At 41.0% G+C, this 22,663-nt stretch carries 2 protein-coding genes; both read right to left on the reverse strand.

The window, feature by feature from the left end; genetic code table 11:
* Positions 1-12: 12 nt before the first annotated feature.
* Positions 13-22,065 (reverse strand): tandem-95 repeat protein, encoded by a 22,053-nt coding sequence (locus P3875_RS09230; RefSeq protein WP_303443677.1) that lies wholly within the window; start codon positions 22,063-22,065, stop codon positions 13-15.
* Positions 22,008-22,661, reverse strand: coding sequence for a hypothetical protein (locus P3875_RS09235; RefSeq protein ID WP_303443678.1), 654 nt, complete (start codon positions 22,659-22,661; stop codon positions 22,008-22,010). The genes P3875_RS09230 and P3875_RS09235 overlap by 58 nt, the downstream gene beginning before the upstream one ends.
* Between the last annotated feature and the right edge of the window lie 2 nt (positions 22,662-22,663).

Consider the following 22,663-nt stretch of genomic DNA (forward strand, 5'->3'; position numbering starts at 1 on the left):
TCCGTTTGCTTTTTAGTTGGTCTCCAAATGTAAATATCCGGCTTGTTCGGTTGGATACTGTCTGCCATCTCCTAAATCATACGTGTATTTTACTACGTAATAGTAAGTTCCCGTTGGTAATTTTGAATGCTGCTTAACAGTTACTCTTCCTTCTGAATACCCTTTAAAGGTATTTCCGCGTGAATTGTAGTCTCTGGTTTCATAAACCAATACTCCCCAACGGTTGTAAATCTCTACTGTATTGCCTGGATAACAATTAATTCCTTTTAATACAAACTCGTCATTCATGCCATCTCCATTTGGTGTTACTGCATTGAATATTTCCATTGGACATGATAAGTGGATCGTTTGAGTGTAACGGGTTTCGTTGCCACACGAATCGGTTGCTACCCACGTTCTTATAATGTCGTATTTCGATTCACAGTCGCCTTCTACTTTTTCATCGTAGCTGCGTACTTCTACTTCTCCACATTCGTCTTGCGCTTGTAAGGTTTCTGCTGCTGCTAATTCTTCACATCTTATGTAAATTTCTGCTGCTGGCATGGTGCCTACAAAACTTGGTCCGGTGGTGTCTTCTACTGTTACTATTTGCGTATGTACCGTTGTGTTGCCACATGCATCGGTTGCTGTCCAAGTGCGTTCTAAGGTGTAGCTGTTTGCACATGCTCCGTCAATTCGCGCTTCTTTGTAGCTTACTTCCGCACTGCCACAAGTATCTACTGCTGTTAATACAGGTGCTGCTGGTACTGCGTTACATTCTACTGTTACATCTGATGGTAGGGCTTCTACAAACTCTGGTGCCGTGGTATCTTGTATCATTAAGTATACCGTTGCTCTATCGATTGCTTGATCGCCGTTGGTGTCGCGTACTTCGTACACAAAACTATCTGGTCCTACGTAACATCCGTTTACCGTGTATGTAAAGGTTCCATCTTCATGAAGCTCTAATGTTCCATGTTTTGGTCCTATTACTGGGTTTATTTTGATGTCGATGTATTGTCCGTCTTTCTCTAAATCGTAGTCGTTATCTAATAAATTCATATCTGATAATGAACTACAGTTTATGTAGTACGAATCGTCTACCGCATATGTACTGTTTAAGTTGCTTGCTGGTAATATGGTTACTATTACCGTTGCTTCTTCACATGCTTGTGGCGTACCGTTATCGCATATAGTGTACATGAAACTGTCTTCGCCTACATAACCCGGATCTGGTGTATAGGTTACTGTTCCGTCTGCATTTAACGTAACTTTTCCGTGCGATGGCTTGGTTAATGAGCCTTTTTGTACGCTAAAACTATCGCCTTGTGGATCAAAATCATTCGCTAATACAACTATCGCTATTGGTGTATCTACCTTGGTTATCACCGCATCGTTGTTGGCTACTACCACATTAACGTTTGGATCTATTAAGCCTTCTACATTAATGGTTACCGTTGCGGTTTCACATGCTTGTGGCGTGCCGTTGTCACATATGGTGTATGTGAAAGTGTCTACCCCTGTAAAGCCTGCGTTTGGTGTATACGTATAGCTTCCGTCTGCATTCATCTGTACCGTTCCGTTTGCTGGTTGGGTAACGCTTGTTAAATCGATGCTTTGGGTATGTCCTTCTCTGTCGAAATCATTTGTTAATACATTGCCTGATACCGGAGTATTTACAAAGGTATTGTTGATATCGTCGATCGCATGCGTTGTATTTGGTATTGCTACTATCGTACAATCTACACAGGTTGGTTCTACCGGACATGTGCTACATGGATTTGGATCTACTGATGCATCTGTTACTTCTGCTCCCGTTGGATCGGTTCCTTTTGCTGTTGCTAAGTTGTAAACATAGCCTGCTGCTAAATCGGTTGCCGTTAATACATGTACCGCTGTAAAGGTAGTACTGTCTGTTGCACCTATTGCTAAACTTGCTAATGGCCCGCCGCTTACTACTGCATTATCATCGCTTACCGTTACGTTGGTTAACACTACGTTTCCAGTATTTTTAACTGTAAACACATAATGTATCTCATCGCCTGCGTTGGCTATACCGTCTTCATTAGTGTCTACATAGCTTCCTGCTTTTGTTATCTCTAATGAAGGTGCTGAATTTACGCTTAAGTAAACCGTTGCCGTGTCACATGCTTGTGGATCGCCATCATCACATACCGTGTATCTGAAACTATCTGGTCCTACATAGCCCGGTTCTGGGGTGTATATGAATTCACCTGTGATTGGGTCTATTGTTACCATTCCGTGTTTCGGTTGGTCTACTACTGTAAATGTATGTATTGTACTTGTATCGCTATCTGGATCTGAATCGTTATCAAATACACTACCTTCAATAGTTGGTCCATCGCCGTTGTACGCATCGTCGTTTGCGTAGATTACGTTTTCTCCTGGTTCTGGTGTTGGTACTACGTTTACGCTTACTGTTGCCGTATCACATGCTGGTGTTGGCGTTGCGTCGTCACATACTGTGTAAGTGAACGTGTCAGTACCTTCAAAGCCTGGATTTGGTGTGTACGTAATCGTTCCGTCTGGGTTAACTGTAACTGTTCCGTTTGCTGGTTGAGTTACTACCGTTGGTGTACCTACGGTATCGCCGTTTGGATCGAAATCGTTCGCTTTTACGTTGATCGTTACTGGTTGTCCTTCTTCGGTTGTTGCCGTATCGTTGTTCGCTACCACATCGTTTGGTCCTGTAAACGGATTTGGCATTACCTCAATTGTTAACGTTGCCGTGTCACATGCTTGTGGCGTGCCGCTGTCACATACCGTGTACGTATGTACAAACGTGCCTGTAAAGCCTGCTGCTGGTGTAAACGTATAGGTTCCGTTTGCATTCAATACTAACGTACCTTCTGCTGTTGTGGTTGTTGAAGGAGTTACCGTTTGTGTATGTCCTTGTGGATCACTATCGTTCGTTGATACACTGCCTGATACTGGTGTATTCACATACGTATTGTTGATGTCGTTCACCGCTAATGTTTCATTCGCTGGGTTTATGGTTAAGTAAACCGTTGCCGTGTCACATGCTTGCGGATTGCCGTTATCACATACCTCATAAGTGAAACTAAGCGGTCCTGTGTACTCGTCTCCTGGTGTTGGAGTATACGTAAAGGTTCCGTCTGGATTCATCTGTACCGAGCCGTGTGCTGGTTGCGTATTCGATTTTACCGTTTGAATGTTTCCTGTTGCATTATCATCCGGATCTGTATCGTTATCTAATACACTACCTGTGATTGGTTGGTATTGATCGCCATTGTACGCATCGTCGTTTGCATACGTTTCGTTCGTGTTGTTTGCTGGTACTACGTTTACGCTTACTGTTGCCGTATCACATGCTGGTGTTGGCGTTGCGTCGTCACATACTGTGTAAGTGAACGTGTCAGTACCTTCAAAGCCTGGATTTGGTGTGTACGTAATCGTTCCGTCTGGGTTAACTGTAACTGTTCCGTTTGCTGGTTGAGTGATTGAAGTCGGGTCTATTTCAAATGCATCTCCATTTGGATCGAAATCGTTCGCTTTTACGTCAATTGTTACTGGTTGTCCTTCTGGTGTTGTTGCCGTATCGTTGTTTGCTACCACATCATTTGGTGATGTTGGGTCGCTTGGATCTGGCATTACCTCAATTGTTAACGTTGCCGTATCACATGCTTGTGGCGTGCCGCTGTCACATACCGTGTACGTATGTACAAACGTGCCTGTAAAGCCTGCTGCTGGTGTAAACGTATAGGTTCCATTTGCATTTAATACTAACGTACCTTCTGCCGTTGTGGTTGTTGAAGGAGTTACCGTTTGTGTATGTCCTTGTGGATCACTATCGTTCGTTGATACACTGCCTGATACTGGCGTATTCTCATACGTATTGTTGATGTCGTTCACCGCTAATGTTTCATTCGCTGGGTTTATGGTTAAGTAAACCGTTGCTATGTCACATGCTTGCGGATTGCCGTTATCACATACCTCATAAGTGAAACTAAGCGGTCCTGTGTACTCGTCTCCTGGTGTTGGAGTATACGTAAAGGTTCCGTCTGGATTCATCTGTACCGAGCCGTGTGCTGGTTGCGTATTCGATTTTACCGTTTGAATGTTTCCTGTTGCATTATCATCCGGATCTGTATCGTTATCTAATACACTACCTGTGATTGGTTGGTATTGATCGCCATTGTACGCATCGTCGTTTGCATACGTTTCGTTCGTGTTGTTTGCTGGTACTACGTTTACGCTTACTGTTGCCGTATCACATGCTGGTGTTGGCGTTGCGTCGTCACATACTGTGTAAGTGAACGTGTCAGTACCTTCAAAGCCTGGATTTGGTGTGTACGTAATCGTTCCGTCTGGGTTAACTGTAACTGTTCCGTTTGCTGGTTGAGTGATTGAAGTCGGGTCTATTTCAAATGCATCTCCATTTGGATCGAAATCGTTCGCTTTTACGTCAATTGTTACTGGTTGTCCTTCTGGTGTTGTTGCCGTATCGTTGTTTGCTACCACATCATTTGGTGATGTTGGGTCGCTTGGATCTGGCATTACCTCAATTGTTAACGTTGCCGTATCACATGCTTGTGGCGTGCCGCTGTCACATACCGTGTACGTATGTACAAACGTGCCTGTAAAGCCTGCTGCTGGTGTAAACGTATAGGTTCCATTTGCATTTAATACTAACGTACCTTCTGCCGTTGTGGTTGTTGAAGGAGTTACCGTTTGTGTATGTCCTTGTGGATCACTATCGTTCGTTGATACACTGCCTGATACTGGCGTATTCTCATACGTATTGTTGATGTCGTTCACCGCTAATGTTTCATTCGCTGGGTTTATGGTTAAGTAAACCGTTGCTATGTCACATGCTTGCGGAGTGCCGTTGTCACATATCGTGTAAGTGAAACTAAGCGGTCCTGTGTACTCGTCTGTTGGCGTGTACGTGAACTCTCCTGTGATTGGGTCTATTGTTACCGTTCCGTGAGCCGGTTGGGTATAACCTGTCACAAATTGATCGTTCCCTGTTACATCTGGATCTGTATCATTGTCTAATACATTACCTGTGATTGGTTGGTATTGATCACCGTTGTACGCATCGTCGTTTGCATACGTTTCGTTCGTGTTGTTTGCTGGTACTACGTTTACGCTTACTGTTGCCGTATCACATGCTGGTGTTGGCGTTGCGTCGTCACATACTGTGTAAGTGAACGTGTCAGTACCTTCAAAGCCTGGATTTGGTGTGTACGTAATCGTTCCGTCTGGGTTAACTGTAACTGTTCCGTTTGCTGGTTGAGTGATTGAAGTCGGATCTATTTCAAATGCATCTCCATTTGGATCGAAATCGTTCGCTTTTACGTCAATTGTTACTGGTTGTCCTTCTGGTGTTGTTGCCGTATCGTTGTTTGCTACCACATCATTTGGTGATGTTGGGTCGCTTGGATCTGGCATTACCTCAATTGTTAACGTTGCCGTATCACATGCTTGTGGCGTTGCATTGTCACATATCGTGTACGTATGTACAAACGTGCCTGTAAAGCCTGCTGCTGGTATAAAATTATAGGTTCCATTTGCATTTAAGAATAATGTACCTTCTGGTGTTACCGTTATTGAAGGGGTTACCATTTGTCCGTGTCCTTCTGCATCTGAATCGTTTGTTTTTACGTTTCCTGATACTGGTGTATCTGCATACGTGTTGTTGATATCGTTCTCTGCAAACGTAGTATTTGGAGTATCGGTATCGGTACACGTTGTACACGCTGGATTTGGATCTGGTGTTACACTTGTTACGGTTACGGTATTTGTTAAATTACCTGTCATTGTTGCTGGTACTGCTACATTTACTGTATAAGTAACTGTTTGTCCTACTGCTAATGTTGGTAATACATTGTTAACATCTCCTGTTCCTGATGATCCGTTACTACCTGTCCATGAACTAATTGTTGTTCCGGCTGGTGCTGTATCGGCTACTGTTACATTAGTTGCTGCTGTTGGACCATTATTGGTTACTGTAATAGTATATGTTACCGTTGAACCTGCTACATACATCGTCTGTCCGTCGGTTTTTACTGTTACGATATCCGCACATTCTTGTGGGTTTATCGTTACTGTTACCGGAGTACTTTCACATCCATTTAATATTGATTTAATGCTATACGTACCTGCTGCTGCTGTTACTAAACCTGTTGCTGTTGGGCCTGATATTACAGAGCCGTCTGCTGATGTAATGCTGTATGTATTGGTAGCTAAATAGTTTCCTATTTTGAAACTTCCATTTGCTGATGTACAACTTGGTTGGATGATTTCAACTAAAGTTGGTACAGCTGGTGTCGCTTTTATAGTTAATGTTACAGGTGTTCTTGTTGTACTTGAACAGTTTGCTGATGTAACTGCTTCTGCGTAATACGTTACCGTACCTACTGTATTTAACGTTGGTGAAGTAACTATAGTTCCTCCCGTAGCTTGAGTATACCAAGTAACCGTATTACCTGTTGATGTTGCTATCGCTGTTAATGTTTGTATTGGCGATGTAGCACATTCAGTTATATCTCCTCCACTTGTTGGAGCTTCTGGTGTTTGGTTAATTGTTAATGTTACTAGTGTACGGGTTGCACTTTTACATGCTCCTAGTGTTGCTTCTGCATAATACGTTACCGTACCAACTGTACTTAACGTTGGTGTTACTGGTGTGGTACTTGTTGCATCTGCATACCAAGTTATTGTTGCTCCTGCTTCTGCTGATGCTGTTGCTGTTAAACTTGCTGGTGAACAAGAAACTTGATCGCCGCCGCTTGTTGGTGCAGCTGGTGTTACCAATGGTGCTTGTAAACTAAACGAAGTAGATGCTGCACTTGAACAACCTCCTGGAGTTGAAACCGCTTTTACATTATAGGTTTCACCTGCTATCATACCAGAAATCACTCCAGTTGTAACGTCAACTGTTGGTCCTGTTGGTGAAACTACATAATTCACACCGCTTACCAAATTTGTAACCTTAACAATGTTAGCCGAACTACATGTTGCTGGCGTATTGCTAATTGTTGGCGTATCTGGTGTTTGGTTAATTGTCAATGTTACCGGTGTACGGGTTGCACTTTTACATGTTCCTAGTGTTGCTTCTGCATAATACGTTACCATACCAACTGTACTTAACGTTGGTGTTACTGGTGTAGTACTTGTTGCATCTGCATACCAAGTTATTGTTGCTCCTGCTTCTGCTGATGCTGATGCTGTTAAACTTGCCGGTGAACAAGAAACTTGATCGCCGCCGCTTGTTGGTGCAGCTGGTGTTGCATTGATTGTTAATGTAACTGGCGTTCTTGTTGTACTTGAACAGTTTGCTGATGTAACTGCTTCTGCATAATATGTTACCGTACCTACTGCATTTAACGTTGGTGCTGTTGCAAGAGCTGTTCCGCCTGTTGCTTGTGTATACCAAACAACTGTATTACCTGGTGATGTTGCTGTCGCTGTTAGTGTTTGTATTGGCGATGCAGCACATTCCGTAATATTTCCGCCACTTGTTGGAGCGGTTGGTGTTTGATTAATTGTCAATGTTACTGCAGTACGGGTTGCACTTTTACATGCTCCTAGTGTTGCTTCTGCATAATACGTTACCATACCAACTGTACTTAACGTTGGTGTTACTGGTGTGGTACTTGTTGCATCTGCATACCAAGTTATTGTTGCTCCTGCTTCTGCTGATGCTGTTGCTGTTAAACTTGCTGGTGAACAAGAAACTTGATCGCCGCCGCTTGTTGGTGCAGCTGGTGTTACCAATTGTGCTTGTAAACTAAACGAAGTAGATGCTGCACTTGAACAACCTCCTGGAATTGAAACCGCTTTTACAGTATAGGTTTCACCTGCTATCATACCAGAAATCACTCCAGTTGTAAGGTCAACTGTTGGTCCTGTTGGTGAAACTACATAATTCACACCGCTTACCAAATTTGTAACTTTAACAATGTTAGCCGAACTACATGTTGCTGGCGTATTGCTAATTGTTGGTGTCAACGGTGTTGCTGGTTGTGGATTTAATGTTACATCTATCGATGCAGATCCTGTACAACCATAAGTATTCGATACTGAAATGGTATAAGTTCCGGCTGTTGCAGTAACTGTACCAGTTGCTGTTGGTCCTGATATTACATCACCATCGGTTGATGTAATAGTATAAGTATTCGTAGCTAAATAGTTAGCTATTTTAAAACTTCCGTTTGCATTAATACATGTTGGATGTATTACAGATCCTACCGTTGGTGCATCTGGATTTGGATTAACTGTAAACGTTACATCATGTGTAGCCGGTGGACATACACTTGGTGCTACTGGAGTTAAAGTATAACGAACTGTAACAGAAGTAGGTGTAGTAACATTTGCAGGTGTATATGTAAACACATTAGGAGAAGAAGCTGCAGATATAGTACCGCCTCCAGACTGTACAGTCCAAACTCCTCCTGGAGTTGTTGCATATAATGTTTTAGTATTTACCTCACAAATAGGATCATTTGTGGTATAATTAGTAATAACAGGTGCATCGTAGAAAGTTTGTGTAACTGCTGTTAATGCACTTGCACAACCTTGACTTGATACAGCTTGAGCATAAATTGTTCTTGTATACGCTGTTGAAGATGTATAAGTTGGACTTGTTATACCTGTACCATTGCTATTTTCATACCAAGTAATGGTAGTACCTGCTTGTGACGACGCAACCGCTGTTAAAGTAGCTGATGAGCCAGTAGGAATACATACCGATTGATTTCCACCACTTACTGGTGCAGCTGGTGTACCAAATTGCGGTTGTAAACTAAATGTAACTGAAGCTGCACTTGAACAACTTCCTGAGGTTGAAACCGCTTTTACTGTATAGGTTTCACCTGCTGTCATACCAGAAATCACTCCAGTTGTAAGGTCAACTGTTGGTCCTGTTCGTGAAACTACATAATTCACACCGCTTACCAAATTTGTAACCTTAACAATGTTAGCCGAACTACATGTTGCTGGCGTATTGCTAATTGTTGGTGTATCTGGTGTTACTAACTGTGCTCCGATTTGGAACGCTGCTGTTGCTACCGAAGTACATCCTGATCCATTGGTCGCTGTTAATGTATAAGCAACTCCTGGCGTCATACCTGTGATTACACCTGTTCCTGCAGATGGTCCTGCTGGTGCAAACGTGTATGAATAACTTGGATCAAAATTCGTGATTGTTGCTGTCCCTGCTGCTGTACATGTAGCTGCTGCTACTGTAATTGCTGGAACTACTGGCGTTGTTAACATTGGTTGGATGCTGAAACTTGCTGATGATGCTGAAGTACAACTTCCATTATTAGTAGTTACTACATAAGTAGTACCCGCTGTCATTCCACTAATTACTCCTGTTACAGTATCCACTGCTATTGATGGATCTGCTGGTGTAAACGTATATGTATTGCCTGATACCACATTAGTTATCGTTGCTACACCCGCTGCACTACACGTTGCCGCTGTTACGCTGATTGTTGGCGTTGCTGGAGTTACTAACTGTGCTCCGATTTGGAATGCAACCATTGCTACCGAAGTACATCCTGAACCATTGGTCGCTGTTAATGTATAATCAACTCCTGGTGTCATACCTGTGATTACACCTCCAGTTGTCGCTGCTGGTCCTGCTGGTGCAAACGTGTATGAATAACTTGGATCAAAATTCGTGATTGTTGCTGTTCCTGCTGCTGTACATGTAGCTGCTGCTACTGTAATTGCTGGAACTACTGGCGTTGCTAATTGTGCTTGAACACTAAAGCTTAATGATGCTGTTGATGTACAACTTCCATTATTAGTAGTTACTGTGTATACTTCTCCCGCTGTCATACCACTAATCACACCCGTTGTGGTGTCAACTGTTGGACCCACTGGTGCAAATGTATATGTATTGCCCGATACCACATTAGTTATCGTTGCAACACCCGCTGCGCTACACGTTGCCGCCGTAGTGCTTATTGCTGGCGTTGCTGGTGTTACTAACTGTGCCCCGATTTGGAATGCAACCGTAGCTGTTGATGTACAACCCGATGCATTTGTAGCTGTTAATGTATAATCAACTCCTGGTGTCATACCTGTGATTACTCCTGTTCCTGCAGATGGTCCTGCTGGTGCAAACGTGTATGAATAACTCGGATCAAAATTCGTGATCGTTGCCGTACCTGCTGCTGTACATGTAGCTGCTGCTACTGTAATTGCTGGAACTACTGGTGTTGTTAACATTGGTTGGATGCTGAAACTTGCTGATGATGCTGAAGTACAACTTCCATTATTTGTTGTTACCGTATAGCTTGTGCCTGCAACCAAGTTACTAATCACACCCGTTGTGGTGTCAACTGTTGGACCCACTGGTGCAAATGTATATGTATTGCCCGATACCACATTAGTTATCGTTGCAACACCCGCTGCGCTACACGTTGCCGCTGTTACGCTGATTGTTGGCGTTGCTGGTGTTACTAACTGTGCCCCGATTTGGAATGCAACCGTAGCTGTTGATGTACAACCCGATGCATTTGTAGCTGTTAATGTATAATCAACTCCTGGTGTCATACCTGTGATTACTCCTGTTCCTGCAGATGGTCCTGCTGGTGCAAACGTGTATGAATAACTTGGATCAAAATTCGTGATTGTTGCCGTACCTGCTGCTGTACATGTAGCTGCTACTACTGTAATTGCTGGAACTACTGGTGTTGTTAACATTGGTTGGATGCTGAAACTTGCTGATGATGCTGAAGTACAACTTCCATTATTAGTAGTTACTACATAAGTAGTACCCGCTGTAATACCACTAATCACACCCGTTGTGGTGTCAACTGTTGGACCCACTGGTGCAAATGTATATGTATTGCCCGATACCACATTAGTTATCGTTGCAGTTCCTACTGCGCTACACGTTGCTGCCGTAGTGCTGATTGTTGGCGTTGCTGGAGTTACTAACTGTGCCCCGATTTGGAATGCAACCGTTGCTGTTGATGTACAACCCGATGCATTAGTAGCTGTTAATGTATAATCAACTCCTGGTGTCATACCTGTGATTACGCCTCCTGTTGTCGCTGCTGGTCCTGCTGGTGCAAACGTGTATGAATAACTTGGATCAAAATTCGTGATCGTTGCCGTACCTGCTGCTGTACATGTAGCTGCTGCTACTGTAATTGCTGGAACTACTGGTGTTGCTAATTGTGCTTGTACACTAAAGCTTAATGATGCTGTTGATGTACAACTTCCATTATTAGTAGTTACTGTGTATACTTCTCCCGCTGTCATACCACTAATCACACCCGTTGTGGTGTCAACTGTTGGACCCACTGGTGCAAATGTATATGTATTGCCTGATACCACATTAGTTATCGTTGCAACACCCGCTGCGCTACACGTTGCCGCTGTTACGCTGATTGTTGGCGTTGCTGGAGTTACTAACTGTGCTCCGATTTGGAACGCTGCTGTTGCTGTTGATGTACAACCCGATGCGTTAGTAGCTGTTAATGTATAATCAATTCCTGGTGTCATACCTGTGATTACGCCTGTTCCTGCAGATGGTCCTGCTGGTGCAAACGTGTATGAATAACTTGGATCAAAATTCGTGATCGTTGCAGTTCCTGCTGCTGTACATGTAGCTGCTGTGGTGCTGATTGTTGGAACTACTGGCGTTGTTAACATTGGTTGGATGCCGAAACTTGCTGATGATGCTGAAGTACAACTTCCATTATTAGTAGTTACTGTGTATACTTCTCCCGCTGTCATACCACTAATCACACCCGTTGTGGTGTCAACTGTTGGACCCACTGGTGCAAATGTATATGTATTGCCCGATACCACATTAGTTATCGTTGCAGTTCCTACTGCTGTACACGTTGCCGCTGTTACGCTGATTGTTGGCGTATCTGGTGTTACTAACTGTGCTCCGATTTGGAACGCTGCTGTTGCTACCGAAGTACATCCTGATCCATTGGTCGCTGTTAATGTATAAGCAACTCCTGGTGTCATCCCTGTGATTACGCCTGTTCCTGCAGATGGTCCTGCTGGTACAAACGTGTATGAATAACTCGGATCAAAATTCGTGATCGTTGCCGTACCTGCTGCTGTACATGTAGCTGCTGCTACTGTAATTGCTGGAACTACTGGTGTTGCTAATTGTGCTTGTACACTAAAGCTTAATGATGCTGTTGATGTACAACTTCCATTATTAGTAGTTACTACATAAGTAGTACCCGCTGTCATACCACTAATCACACCCGTTGTGGTGTCAACTGTTGGACCCACTGGTGCAAATGTATATGTATTGCCTGATACCACATTAGTTATCGTTGCAGTTCCTACTGCTGTACACGTTGCCGCTGTTACGCTAATTGTTGGCGTTGCTGGAGTTACTAACTGTGCTCCGATTTGGAACGCTGCTGTTGCTGTTGATGTACAACCCGCTGCGTTAGTAGCTGTTAATGTATAATCAACTCCTGGTGTCATACCTGTGATTACACCTCCAGTTGTCGCTGCTGGTCCTGCTGGTGCAAACGTGTATGAATAACTCGGATCAAAATTCGTGATCGTTGCTGTTCCTGCTGCTGTACATGTAGCTGCTGTGGTGCTGATTGTTGGAACTACTGGCGTTGTTAACATTGGTTGAATGCCGAAACTTGCTGATGATGCTGAAGTACAACTTCCATTATTAGTAGTTACTGTGTATACTTCTCCCGCTGTCATACCACTAATCACACCCGTTGTGGTGTCAACTGTTGGACCCACTGGTGCAAATGTATATGTATTGCCTGATACCACATTAGTTATCGTTGCAGTTCCTACTGCTGTACACGTTGCCGCTGTTACGCTAATTGTTGGCGTATCTGGTGTTACTAACTGTGCTCCGATTTGGAATGCAACCGTTGCTGTTGATGTACAACCCGCTGCGTTAGTAGCTGTTAATGTATAATCAACTCCTGGTGTCATACCTGTGATTACACCTCCAGTTGTCGCTGCTGGTCCTGCTGGTGCAAACGTGTATGAATAACTCGGATCAAAATTCGTGATCGTTGCCGTACCTGCTGCTGTACATGTAGCTGCTGCTACTGTAATTGCTGGAACTACTGGTGTTGCTAATTGTGCTTGTACACTAAAGCTTAATGATGCTGTTGATGTACAACTTCCATTATTAGTAGTTACTACATAAGTAGTACCCGCTGTCATACCACTAATCACACCCGTTGTGGTGTCAACTGTTGGACCCACTGGTGCAAATGTATATGTATTGCCCGATACCACATTAGTTATCGTTGCAACACCCGCTGCACTACACGTTGCCGCTGTTACGCTGATTGCTGGTGTTGCTGGAGTTACTAACTGTGCCCCGATTTGGAATGCAACCGTTGCTGTTGATGTACAACCCGATGCATTAGTAGCTGTTAATGTATAATCAACTCCTGGTGTCATACCTGTGATTACACCTGTTCCTGCAGATGGTCCTGCTGGTGTAAACGTGTATGAATAACTCGGATCAAAATTCGTGATCGTTGCTGTTCCTGCTGCTGTACATGTAGCTGCTGTGGTGCTGATTGTTGGAACTACTGGCGTTGTTAACATTGGTTGAATGCCGAAACTTGCTGATGATGCTGAAGTACAACTTCCATTATTAGTAGTTACTGTGTATACTTCTCCCGCTGTCATACCACTAATCACACCCGTTGTGGTGTCAACTGTTGGACCCACTGGTGCAAATGTATATGTATTGCCTGATACCACATTAGTTATCGTTGCAGTTCCTACTGCTGTACACGTTGCCGCTGTTACGCTAATTGTTGGCGTATCTGGTGTTACTAACTGTGCTCCGATTTGGAATGCAACCGTTGCTGTTGATGTACAACCCGCTGCGTTAGTAGCTGTTAATGTATAATCAACTCCTGGTGTCATACCTGTGATTACACCTCCAGTTGTCGCTGCTGGTCCTGCTGGTGCAAACGTGTATGAATAACTCGGATCAAAATTCGTGATCGTTGCCGTACCTGCTGCTGTACATGTAGCTGCTGCTACTGTAATTGCTGGAACTACTGGTGTTGCTAATTGTGCTTGTACACTAAAGCTTAATGATGCTGTTGATGTACAACTTCCATTATTAGTAGTTACTACATAAGTAGTACCCGCTGTCATACCACTAATCACACCCGTTGTGGTGTCAACTGTTGGACCCACTGGTGCAAATGTATATGTATTGCCCGATACCACATTAGTTATCGTTGCAACACCCGCTGCACTACACGTTGCCGCTGTTACGCTGATTGCTGGTGTTGCTGGAGTTACTAACTGTGCCCCGATTTGGAATGCAACCGTTGCTGTTGATGTACAACCCGATGCATTAGTAGCTGTTAATGTATAATCAACTCCTGGTGTCATACCTGTGATTACACCTGTTCCTGCAGATGGTCCTGCTGGTGTAAACGTGTATGAATAACTTGGATCAAAATTCGTGATCGTTGCCGTACCTGCTGCTGTACATGTAGCTGCTGCTACTGTAATTGCTGGAACTACTGGTGTAGCTAACTGCGATTGTACGCTAAAGCTTAATGATGCTGTTGATGTACAACTTCCATTATTAGTAGTTACTACATAAGTAGTACCCGCTGTCATACCACTAATCACACCCGTTGTGGTGTCAACTGTTGGACCCACTGGTGCAAATGTATATGTATTGCCCGATACTACATTAGTTATCGTTGCAACACCCGCTGCACTACACGTTGCCGCTGTTACGCTGATTGTTGGCGTTGCTGGAGTTACTAACTGTGCCCCGATTTGGAATGCAACCGTTGCTGTTGATGTACAACCCGATGCGTTAGTAGCTGTTAATGTATAATCAACTCCTGGTGTCATACCTGTGATTACGCCTGTTCCTGCAGATGGTCCTGCTGGTGCAAACGTGTATGAATAACTTGGATCAAAATTCGTGATCGTTGCTGTTCCTGCTGCTGTACATGTAGCTGCTGTGGTGCTGATTGTTGGAACTACTGGTGTTGTTAACATTGGTTGGATGCTGAAACTTGCTGATGATGCTGAAGTACAACTTCCATTATTAGTAGTTACTACATAAGTAGTACCCGCTGTCATACCACTAATCACACCCGTTGTGGTGTCAACTGTTGGACCCACTGGTGCAAATGTATATGTATTGCCCGATACCACATTAGTTATCGTTGCAACACCCGCTGCGCTACACGTTGCCGCTGTTACGCTGATTGTTGGCGTTGCTGGAGTTACTAACTGTGCTCCGATTTGGAACGCTGCTGTTGCTGTTGATGTACAACCCGATGCGTTAGTAGCTGTTAATGTATAAGCAACTCCTGGTGTCATACCTGTGATTACACCTGTTCCTGCAGATGGTCCTGCTGGTGCAAACGTGTATGAATAACTCGGATCAAAATTCGTGATCGTTGCTGTTCCTGCTGCTGTACATGTAGCTGCTGCTACTGTAATTGCTGGTACTACTGGCGTTGTTAACATTGGTTGGATGCTGAAACTTGCTGATGATGCTGAAGTACAACTTCCATTATTAGTAGTTACTACATAAGTAGTACCCGCTGTAATACCACTAATCACACCCGTTGTGGTGTCAACTGTTGGACCCACTGGTGCAAATGTATATGTATTGCCCGATACCACATTAGTTATCGTTGCAGTTCCTACTGCGCTACACGTTGCCGCTGTTACGCTGATTGTTGGCGTTACTGGAGTTACTAACTGTGTTCCGATTTGGAACGCTGCTGTTGCTACCGAAGTACATCCTGATCCATTGGTCGCTGTTAATGTATAATCAATTCCTGGTGTCATCCCTGTGATTACGCCTCCAGTTGTCGCTGCTGGTCCTGCTGGTGCAAACGTGTATGAATAACTTGGATCAAAATTCGTGATCGTTGCCGTACCTGCTGCTGTACATGTAGCAGCAGTTGTACTTATTATAGGTGTATTAATAACACATAAATTAGCTGGATCAGATTCTAATAAAATACAAACATTTTCATTATGCTTAACTATAACCTGATAATCATAATCATTCATAGCTAATGTTGCTCCTGTAATAGTTAATGTACTGCTAGTAGCTCCTGAATAAACACCTCCATTGGTGATATTTGACCATGTAGCTCCATTATTAGTACTTACTTGCCATTGATACGTTATATTTAAACTAGAATCAGTTGCTGGTGGAACTGTATAATCAGGTGTGCCTGCAACAAAAGTTATTGTATTTTGAGCAGTTGCAATTACTGTAAAGGTTGCATTACCTCCTACAGTAGTTGACTGTTGAACTGGTTGCGTTGTAATAGTCGCATTTGTAGCATTTTCTACATTAGTATAACTTCCTATGTAAGAAGCAGCTACTACTTTTCCATTAATAGCTACTGCTGGTGCTCCAATTCCATAAACTCCACCATCTCCGCCGTCTGCTGTAGTTGAATTATAGTATTCATTTGCATCTGAACAACCATCGTTGTCTGAATCTAAATCTAAACTGTTTGGTATTCCGTCTCCATCAAAATCACAACTAACTGAGGCATAAAAAGACCATCCTAAATTGTCAACACCTATACCTGTTGTTTTAACCCTCAATGTGGAAACTAAAGTCGAAGACGTACCAATAATACCAAAAGCTTGATTGTCTAAACCTCCATTATCACTAAAGGCTCCAGTCTGTGCATTATAATTTACTGATGGCCTTGAAGGGAATGAAACTGCATTAAAAAGATTATTTGCCAAACCTCCATTTACTTCAATAATTCCTGTAAAACCAGTGGAACCTGAACTAGGATCAAAATCAGTCATAGCAAAAGCAATTTCACTTGCTGGCACAGCTGGTGACCAAGTTACGATATATTCGCCATCTCCTGTTGATGAAAATCTTCTAGGTGCACCTAAAGTTGGATCTATATTCAAAGGATACTGACCATTACCTAATAGTGTAAAAGTAGCCGCTGGGTTTATGGCCATAATATCTGCAGTAGTAACTGTAAATATTGAATTTGTAGTCCCCTTCCATGCTCCTGTTTCATTTTGTCCGATATAACCACTACTACATTCTTCTAAATCTAAAATTCCATCATTATCATCGTCATAATCACAGAAATTATCAATTCCGTCACTATCTGTATCTGCTGTTACAATTATATTATCAATACTGAATGAAGATGAAGTACTTGAAATACAACCTGAAGTATTGGTTGCAATAAGCGAATAACTTGTTCCAGGTATCATACCTGTGATTACACCTGATCCTGCAATTGGTCCTGTTGGGGTAAATGTATAGGTATATGCTGAGTTAAAATTTGTTATAGTTGCTGTACCTACTGCATTACAAGTTGCTGCTGTAACAGCAATTATTGGTTCTGTTGGTGCTAATGTAACTGTTAAATCACGTGTAGCGCTAACACTTGGACAAATTCCACTAGCTGGTATGGTATATGTCATTGTTGCGGTACCTGCAGCAACAGGTGTGATTACACCTGTATTTGCATCTATAGTTGCAACATTAATGTCTGATGAAGTCCATGAGCCGCTTGCTACGCTTGATGTAAATGTAGTAGTGCCGTTTGAACATATAGTTTGAGTTCCACTTAAAATTCCAGCTGAAACTGTTGTTAATGTAATGGTTGCTGCATTAGAAAGGTTTCCTTGTGCATCTTTACCTGTATATTGTATTGGTGTAGGACTTCCTGTAAATCCAGAAGAAGGTGTAAATACTACTTGGTCTAAACCATTAATTGCCCAAGTTCCTTCACCAGGAATAACAAATGAAACTATATCTCCTTGAACATCGGTAATAATACTTATAGCTGTACCAGGTGCAATTAAACTAAATGAATTAGCTACAACTGCATCTCCAGTTGTATCGTTTGTTAATATATTAATTGCTGGATAGGCTGTAGTGGAAATCACATAACAAGCACTATCATTAGTTGCAATTGGTAAAATATCTAATAGTGCTGAATTTGAATTTACACTTAAACATACATTATTTGGATGTGCAAGTACAGCTTTGTATAAATACCCATCCATTGATACTGTTGCACCCGTTAAGTTTAAAGTTGCAGTTGTAGCACCTGAATAAATACCTCCATTAGTAACATTTGACCAAGTTGCACCTCCATTAGTACTTACTTGCCACTGATAAGTAAGTAAAGGACTTACATCTGATGCAGGTGGTACTGAATAATTAGGAATACCTGTTGTAAACGTAGTTGTAGATTGTGCATTAGCTAATACGCTAAAAGTTGTTGAACCTCCTGTACTTATAATTTTATTTATAGGTTCCGTTGTTACTGTTGCACTTACAGCTGTTTGTGAATTTGTTATATTACCTGTGTAAGTAGCACCCACAACGGTACCGTTTGTATTAATAGCTGGTGGATTTCCAGTACCAAAGTAATTATTTCCATCTGTACCAATTGCGGTAATGCTGTTATAATATTCATTTGCGTCTGGACAACCGTCATTATCACTATCTAAATCACTGCTATTAAAAACACCATCCCCGTCAATATCACCAACACAATAATCAAAAGCTAAAACTAAGTCATCAAATTCTAAAACAGAATTTCCAACATTATAAAAATATACTCTTAAAGTATAATTTGATGATGGATTTAAATAATAGTCTGTATTGTTATAAGCTCTTCTCCCATTAGGGTAAGTTCCTCCGCCTTCACCAGCAATTTGGTGAATTGTACCTAAAATAGTGGTATTGTTTGATGTTAATGTATTATTTGTAATTTCAAATGCAAGAGAATGCTGAGGATTTGTAATTGATCTATTATAATAACCAATCCAATCAACATAACCATTAAATGGTGTTGCTACCGATGTAAAAGAAAATTCAATATATTCATTATTTGTTTTAGCTTCTTCTAAAGTAGTTGCTGTAATACCTGTAAATTCTAAATGTCCTGTTGGGTTATTATTTGCATCAAGACTTGAAATATGTACATAATTAATGCCAGACCCAATAGTAGTCGAAGTTATAGAACTTGGCACAACAATAGGTGCCATATTTGCAGGTGAAGGAGTAAAAGTTGATACACTAAAAGGTTGCGTAATTAAAGCAACATTTGGCAAGCCTGTTGGGTTTACGTTGTCACCAGCGAAAGTTGTGTCTCTACACCCCTCTGAAGTATCTAAAATACCATCGTTATCGTTATCCAAATCGCAGCTGTCAATAACTCCATCGTTATCGTTATCAGAAGATCCTGTTTCTGTAGTGTTACAACATACACTTGTTGAAGCATCATAAGATGATCCTGAACCTTGTCCTAACCCTACTATTGTAGGTACACCGTAATTTGCGCTTCCTACAGTAGTGTTAACAGTACCATTAATACTTCCATTCGAGTTTAATTGACTATAGGTAATAGTAGCATCACCTTCTACGGCATCGGGGCATCCATCGTTATCTGAATCTACATCTAAATAATTAGGAATTGAATCTCCATCTGTATCACCGCATCCTTTAAAATAAATATCATCTATTGCAAAATCATTTCCAGTACCACCCGTAGAAATATTATAAATTTCAAATCGGTATTGCTCAGTTAAAGAACCCGTTGTAAAAGTTCCACTGGAATTTGTCCAAGTTTGCGAAGTTGAAATACTACCTGTACTACCACTAGCTACAATAGAATTATCACTAATTTTTATAACTCTGTATCCTAAATTAACAGGATATGTTGGTGCCTCTAAAGGATTGGGATTAGCATTCAAAGCCCAAAAGCCAAAATTATAATTAGTATTAGCCGCTAAATAAAATGTGCTATTAAAGAAAATACCTGTATTGTTTGAACCATTAACTGCCAGAAACATATCTTCGGCAGTACCGTCGGTATGCCCAACAATTCCATCGAAAAAATTATGCGCATTGTCTACATTAGCATTCATTACTAAGTAACCACCTGCTCCTATATTATTACCATCGGCATAATTTGGATCTAAAAAGCTTGCAAAAGTATAGCCAGTTCCAGGAGTTGATTGTAAGTTACGCACAAACCAACCCGTATTACTTCCAAAAGTTCCTGAATTTTCAATTGTAAATAAACTGCCACACTCAACTGTGTCAAGTATACCGTCGTTGTCATCATCTAAATCACATTCGTCACCAATTGTATCTTTATCTGAATCAACAAAACTTGGAGAAGCAGGATCACAAGGAAAATTACAGTTTGTATCTATAACAGCTGTGTTTAATGTAGTACCTATTGCTTGGCCTGTTGTGTTATTATAATTTGCAGGATTTGCTAGTTGTGGTAAACCTTGAGTATTAACACACGCAGTTGTAAAACATAAATTTGTTGTTACTGGTTGGTTATATGCGCCTATTAACGCTCCTGAATTACCACCAGGTAAAGTTGATGTTATTAATTGACTTAATGTTATAGTTGCTGATCCTTCTAAAGCGTCAGGACAACCATCGTTATCTGAATCTAAGTCTAAGAAATTAGGAATAGTATCTAAATCAAAATCATCGTTGCAGTTTGTATCGTAATTATAATGTAATGATTGATTATAATTTGTTAAATTTAATATCGCTGATACTTCATAAACACTTACTGCAGGTGAAGAGCCTGTAGTTTTGAATTTAATTTGATAATATTTATATGAAGTAGTTGGATGATTTTGGTTAGTGAAAACTTTAGGTGACGAATTTGTTGAAGTATCAACATTTGGAGATAACAATACCCAAGTGTTGTTGTCATTAGATCCGTATAAAACTGCACTTGATAATGTTCCCCAACTACCAGAAGAATAAACAGACATACTTGTTAATAACACTTCTGTAGGATATGCAACATTATACAATACTGCATCTGTTTTTATACTACCTGCAGTAATATTATGATTTTGTGAAGTTGATGATCCTGTTGTTCCATTGTGCATAGTTGGTATATCTGCACCACTCACAACTGCAATATTATTAACAGTACTTGCTAATGGTGTACTTACTTTTTTAATAACACTAGCTTGTGTACTTGTTAAAAAACAATTTGGACTTTCAACAGCATTTAAAATACCATCGTTATCATTGTCGATATCAGCATTGTTAGCAACCCCATCTGAATCGTAATCACATAAAGGTTGCATGCTATTTGGCTTACATAAAACTTGTAAACATGCCTGTGGAGTAATATCAACAATTAAATTACTAGTGCTTGCACTTGTGTTAATATTATCAAATCCATTAGAAAAACCTTCATTATATTCACTACAACTAATATTTACCATTCCTGGTACGTTAGTAACATTAACTGTAATAACAGAACTTTGGCCAGCTGCTAAAGTTAAATTTGAAACTGTTATTACATTTGATCCAGCAGTTGCTGTAACTGATGGACTACCTCCAGTGATTGTTATATTAGGACTTGCAGCAATTATAATACCCGATGGTAATAAATCTGTAAAAGCTAAACCCGAAAAAGTTTGACCTGTGGTTGAAGGGTTTGTAATAGTAAATGTATATGTTGCTGTGTTACCATCAATAATAGTTGTTGGCGATATAGTTTTTTTAAGCACTGCACCTTCAATATCAACAGATACAAATAAGCTTCCTGCATAAAGAATGTCATTAGAAGTTGAAGTTAGCCTAAGATCTACAGAAATAGGAGATGCTGTTGTTGGTAATATTCCATTTGCATTTAAGATATCTGAATCATAAAAATCAGTATAACCTTGAGCAGGATTTCTTGCTAGATAGTTACCACTCATTGCTGGACCACCATCTGCGCTAACATTATTATTAGAAGTAAATGCAATTGAAGAATTCATTACATCTGTAGCAATATTTTCAAGTGGGTCAATTAAATTGGTTAAAGATGTTCCAGTTTTACCAAATGATACTAAATCACCTACAGGATAACTTGTATAATAAGAATTTCTATTTCCCCATAAACCTGATACACCAACTACTGCATTAGCACTACTTGATAAAGGCACTTTAACACTAGGAAAGGTTGCTGTGTACGATGCAGTATTACCTCCTCCTCCTCCATATGTATGCCAATAATCTGCTAAAGCACATGTCTGTATTTTGAATTTGGATTTGAATATACAATTTGTAAAGTCCATCCACCTCCATATGAATGTGAATATGTACCATTAGTATTGTTTTTTACATCGGCAACCCAATAACGTCCTCCTGTCCCACCTGCAGAGCTGGTTGAATACATTGTAGTTGGACTAGTAATATATTTAGTTACATCAAATACAACCTGATTATAACTTGTACCCGAATTTGATAATGCATCGGTTAATGGAATTACAGAGTAATTTGTTTGCCCTGGTACTTTAAATTTAAAATCGTTTAAAAAAAAAGGACCTGAAGTTTCTAGATATAAGTAAGCCTTAACAATTGTACTATTAGCAGGTAATACTAAGTCGGCAGATGTAGATCTGATAGTTGTTGCATCAGCATCTAAATCTAAAAGTGTATGTGAATGAGTTGGAAAACCTGAAGTACCGCTTGTAGCTCCACTATCAAAAGTATTTCCTGTTTTTGTTGTTCCACCTTTTATTTCATTTTGATATCTGATAATAGCTTGCCCATTTGAAGTAAAACTTATACTCAAAGCAAATAACATCGCCAAAACATAATAATTAAACTTTACCGATTTTTTAATCGATAAAGAAAATTCTAATAAGAATTTAGAATAATTATTTTTCATAT

Origin of the sequence: Myroides sp. JBRI-B21084 (assembly GCF_030545015.1) — a bacterium.
GTDB lineage: Bacteria > Bacteroidota > Bacteroidia > Flavobacteriales > Flavobacteriaceae > Flavobacterium.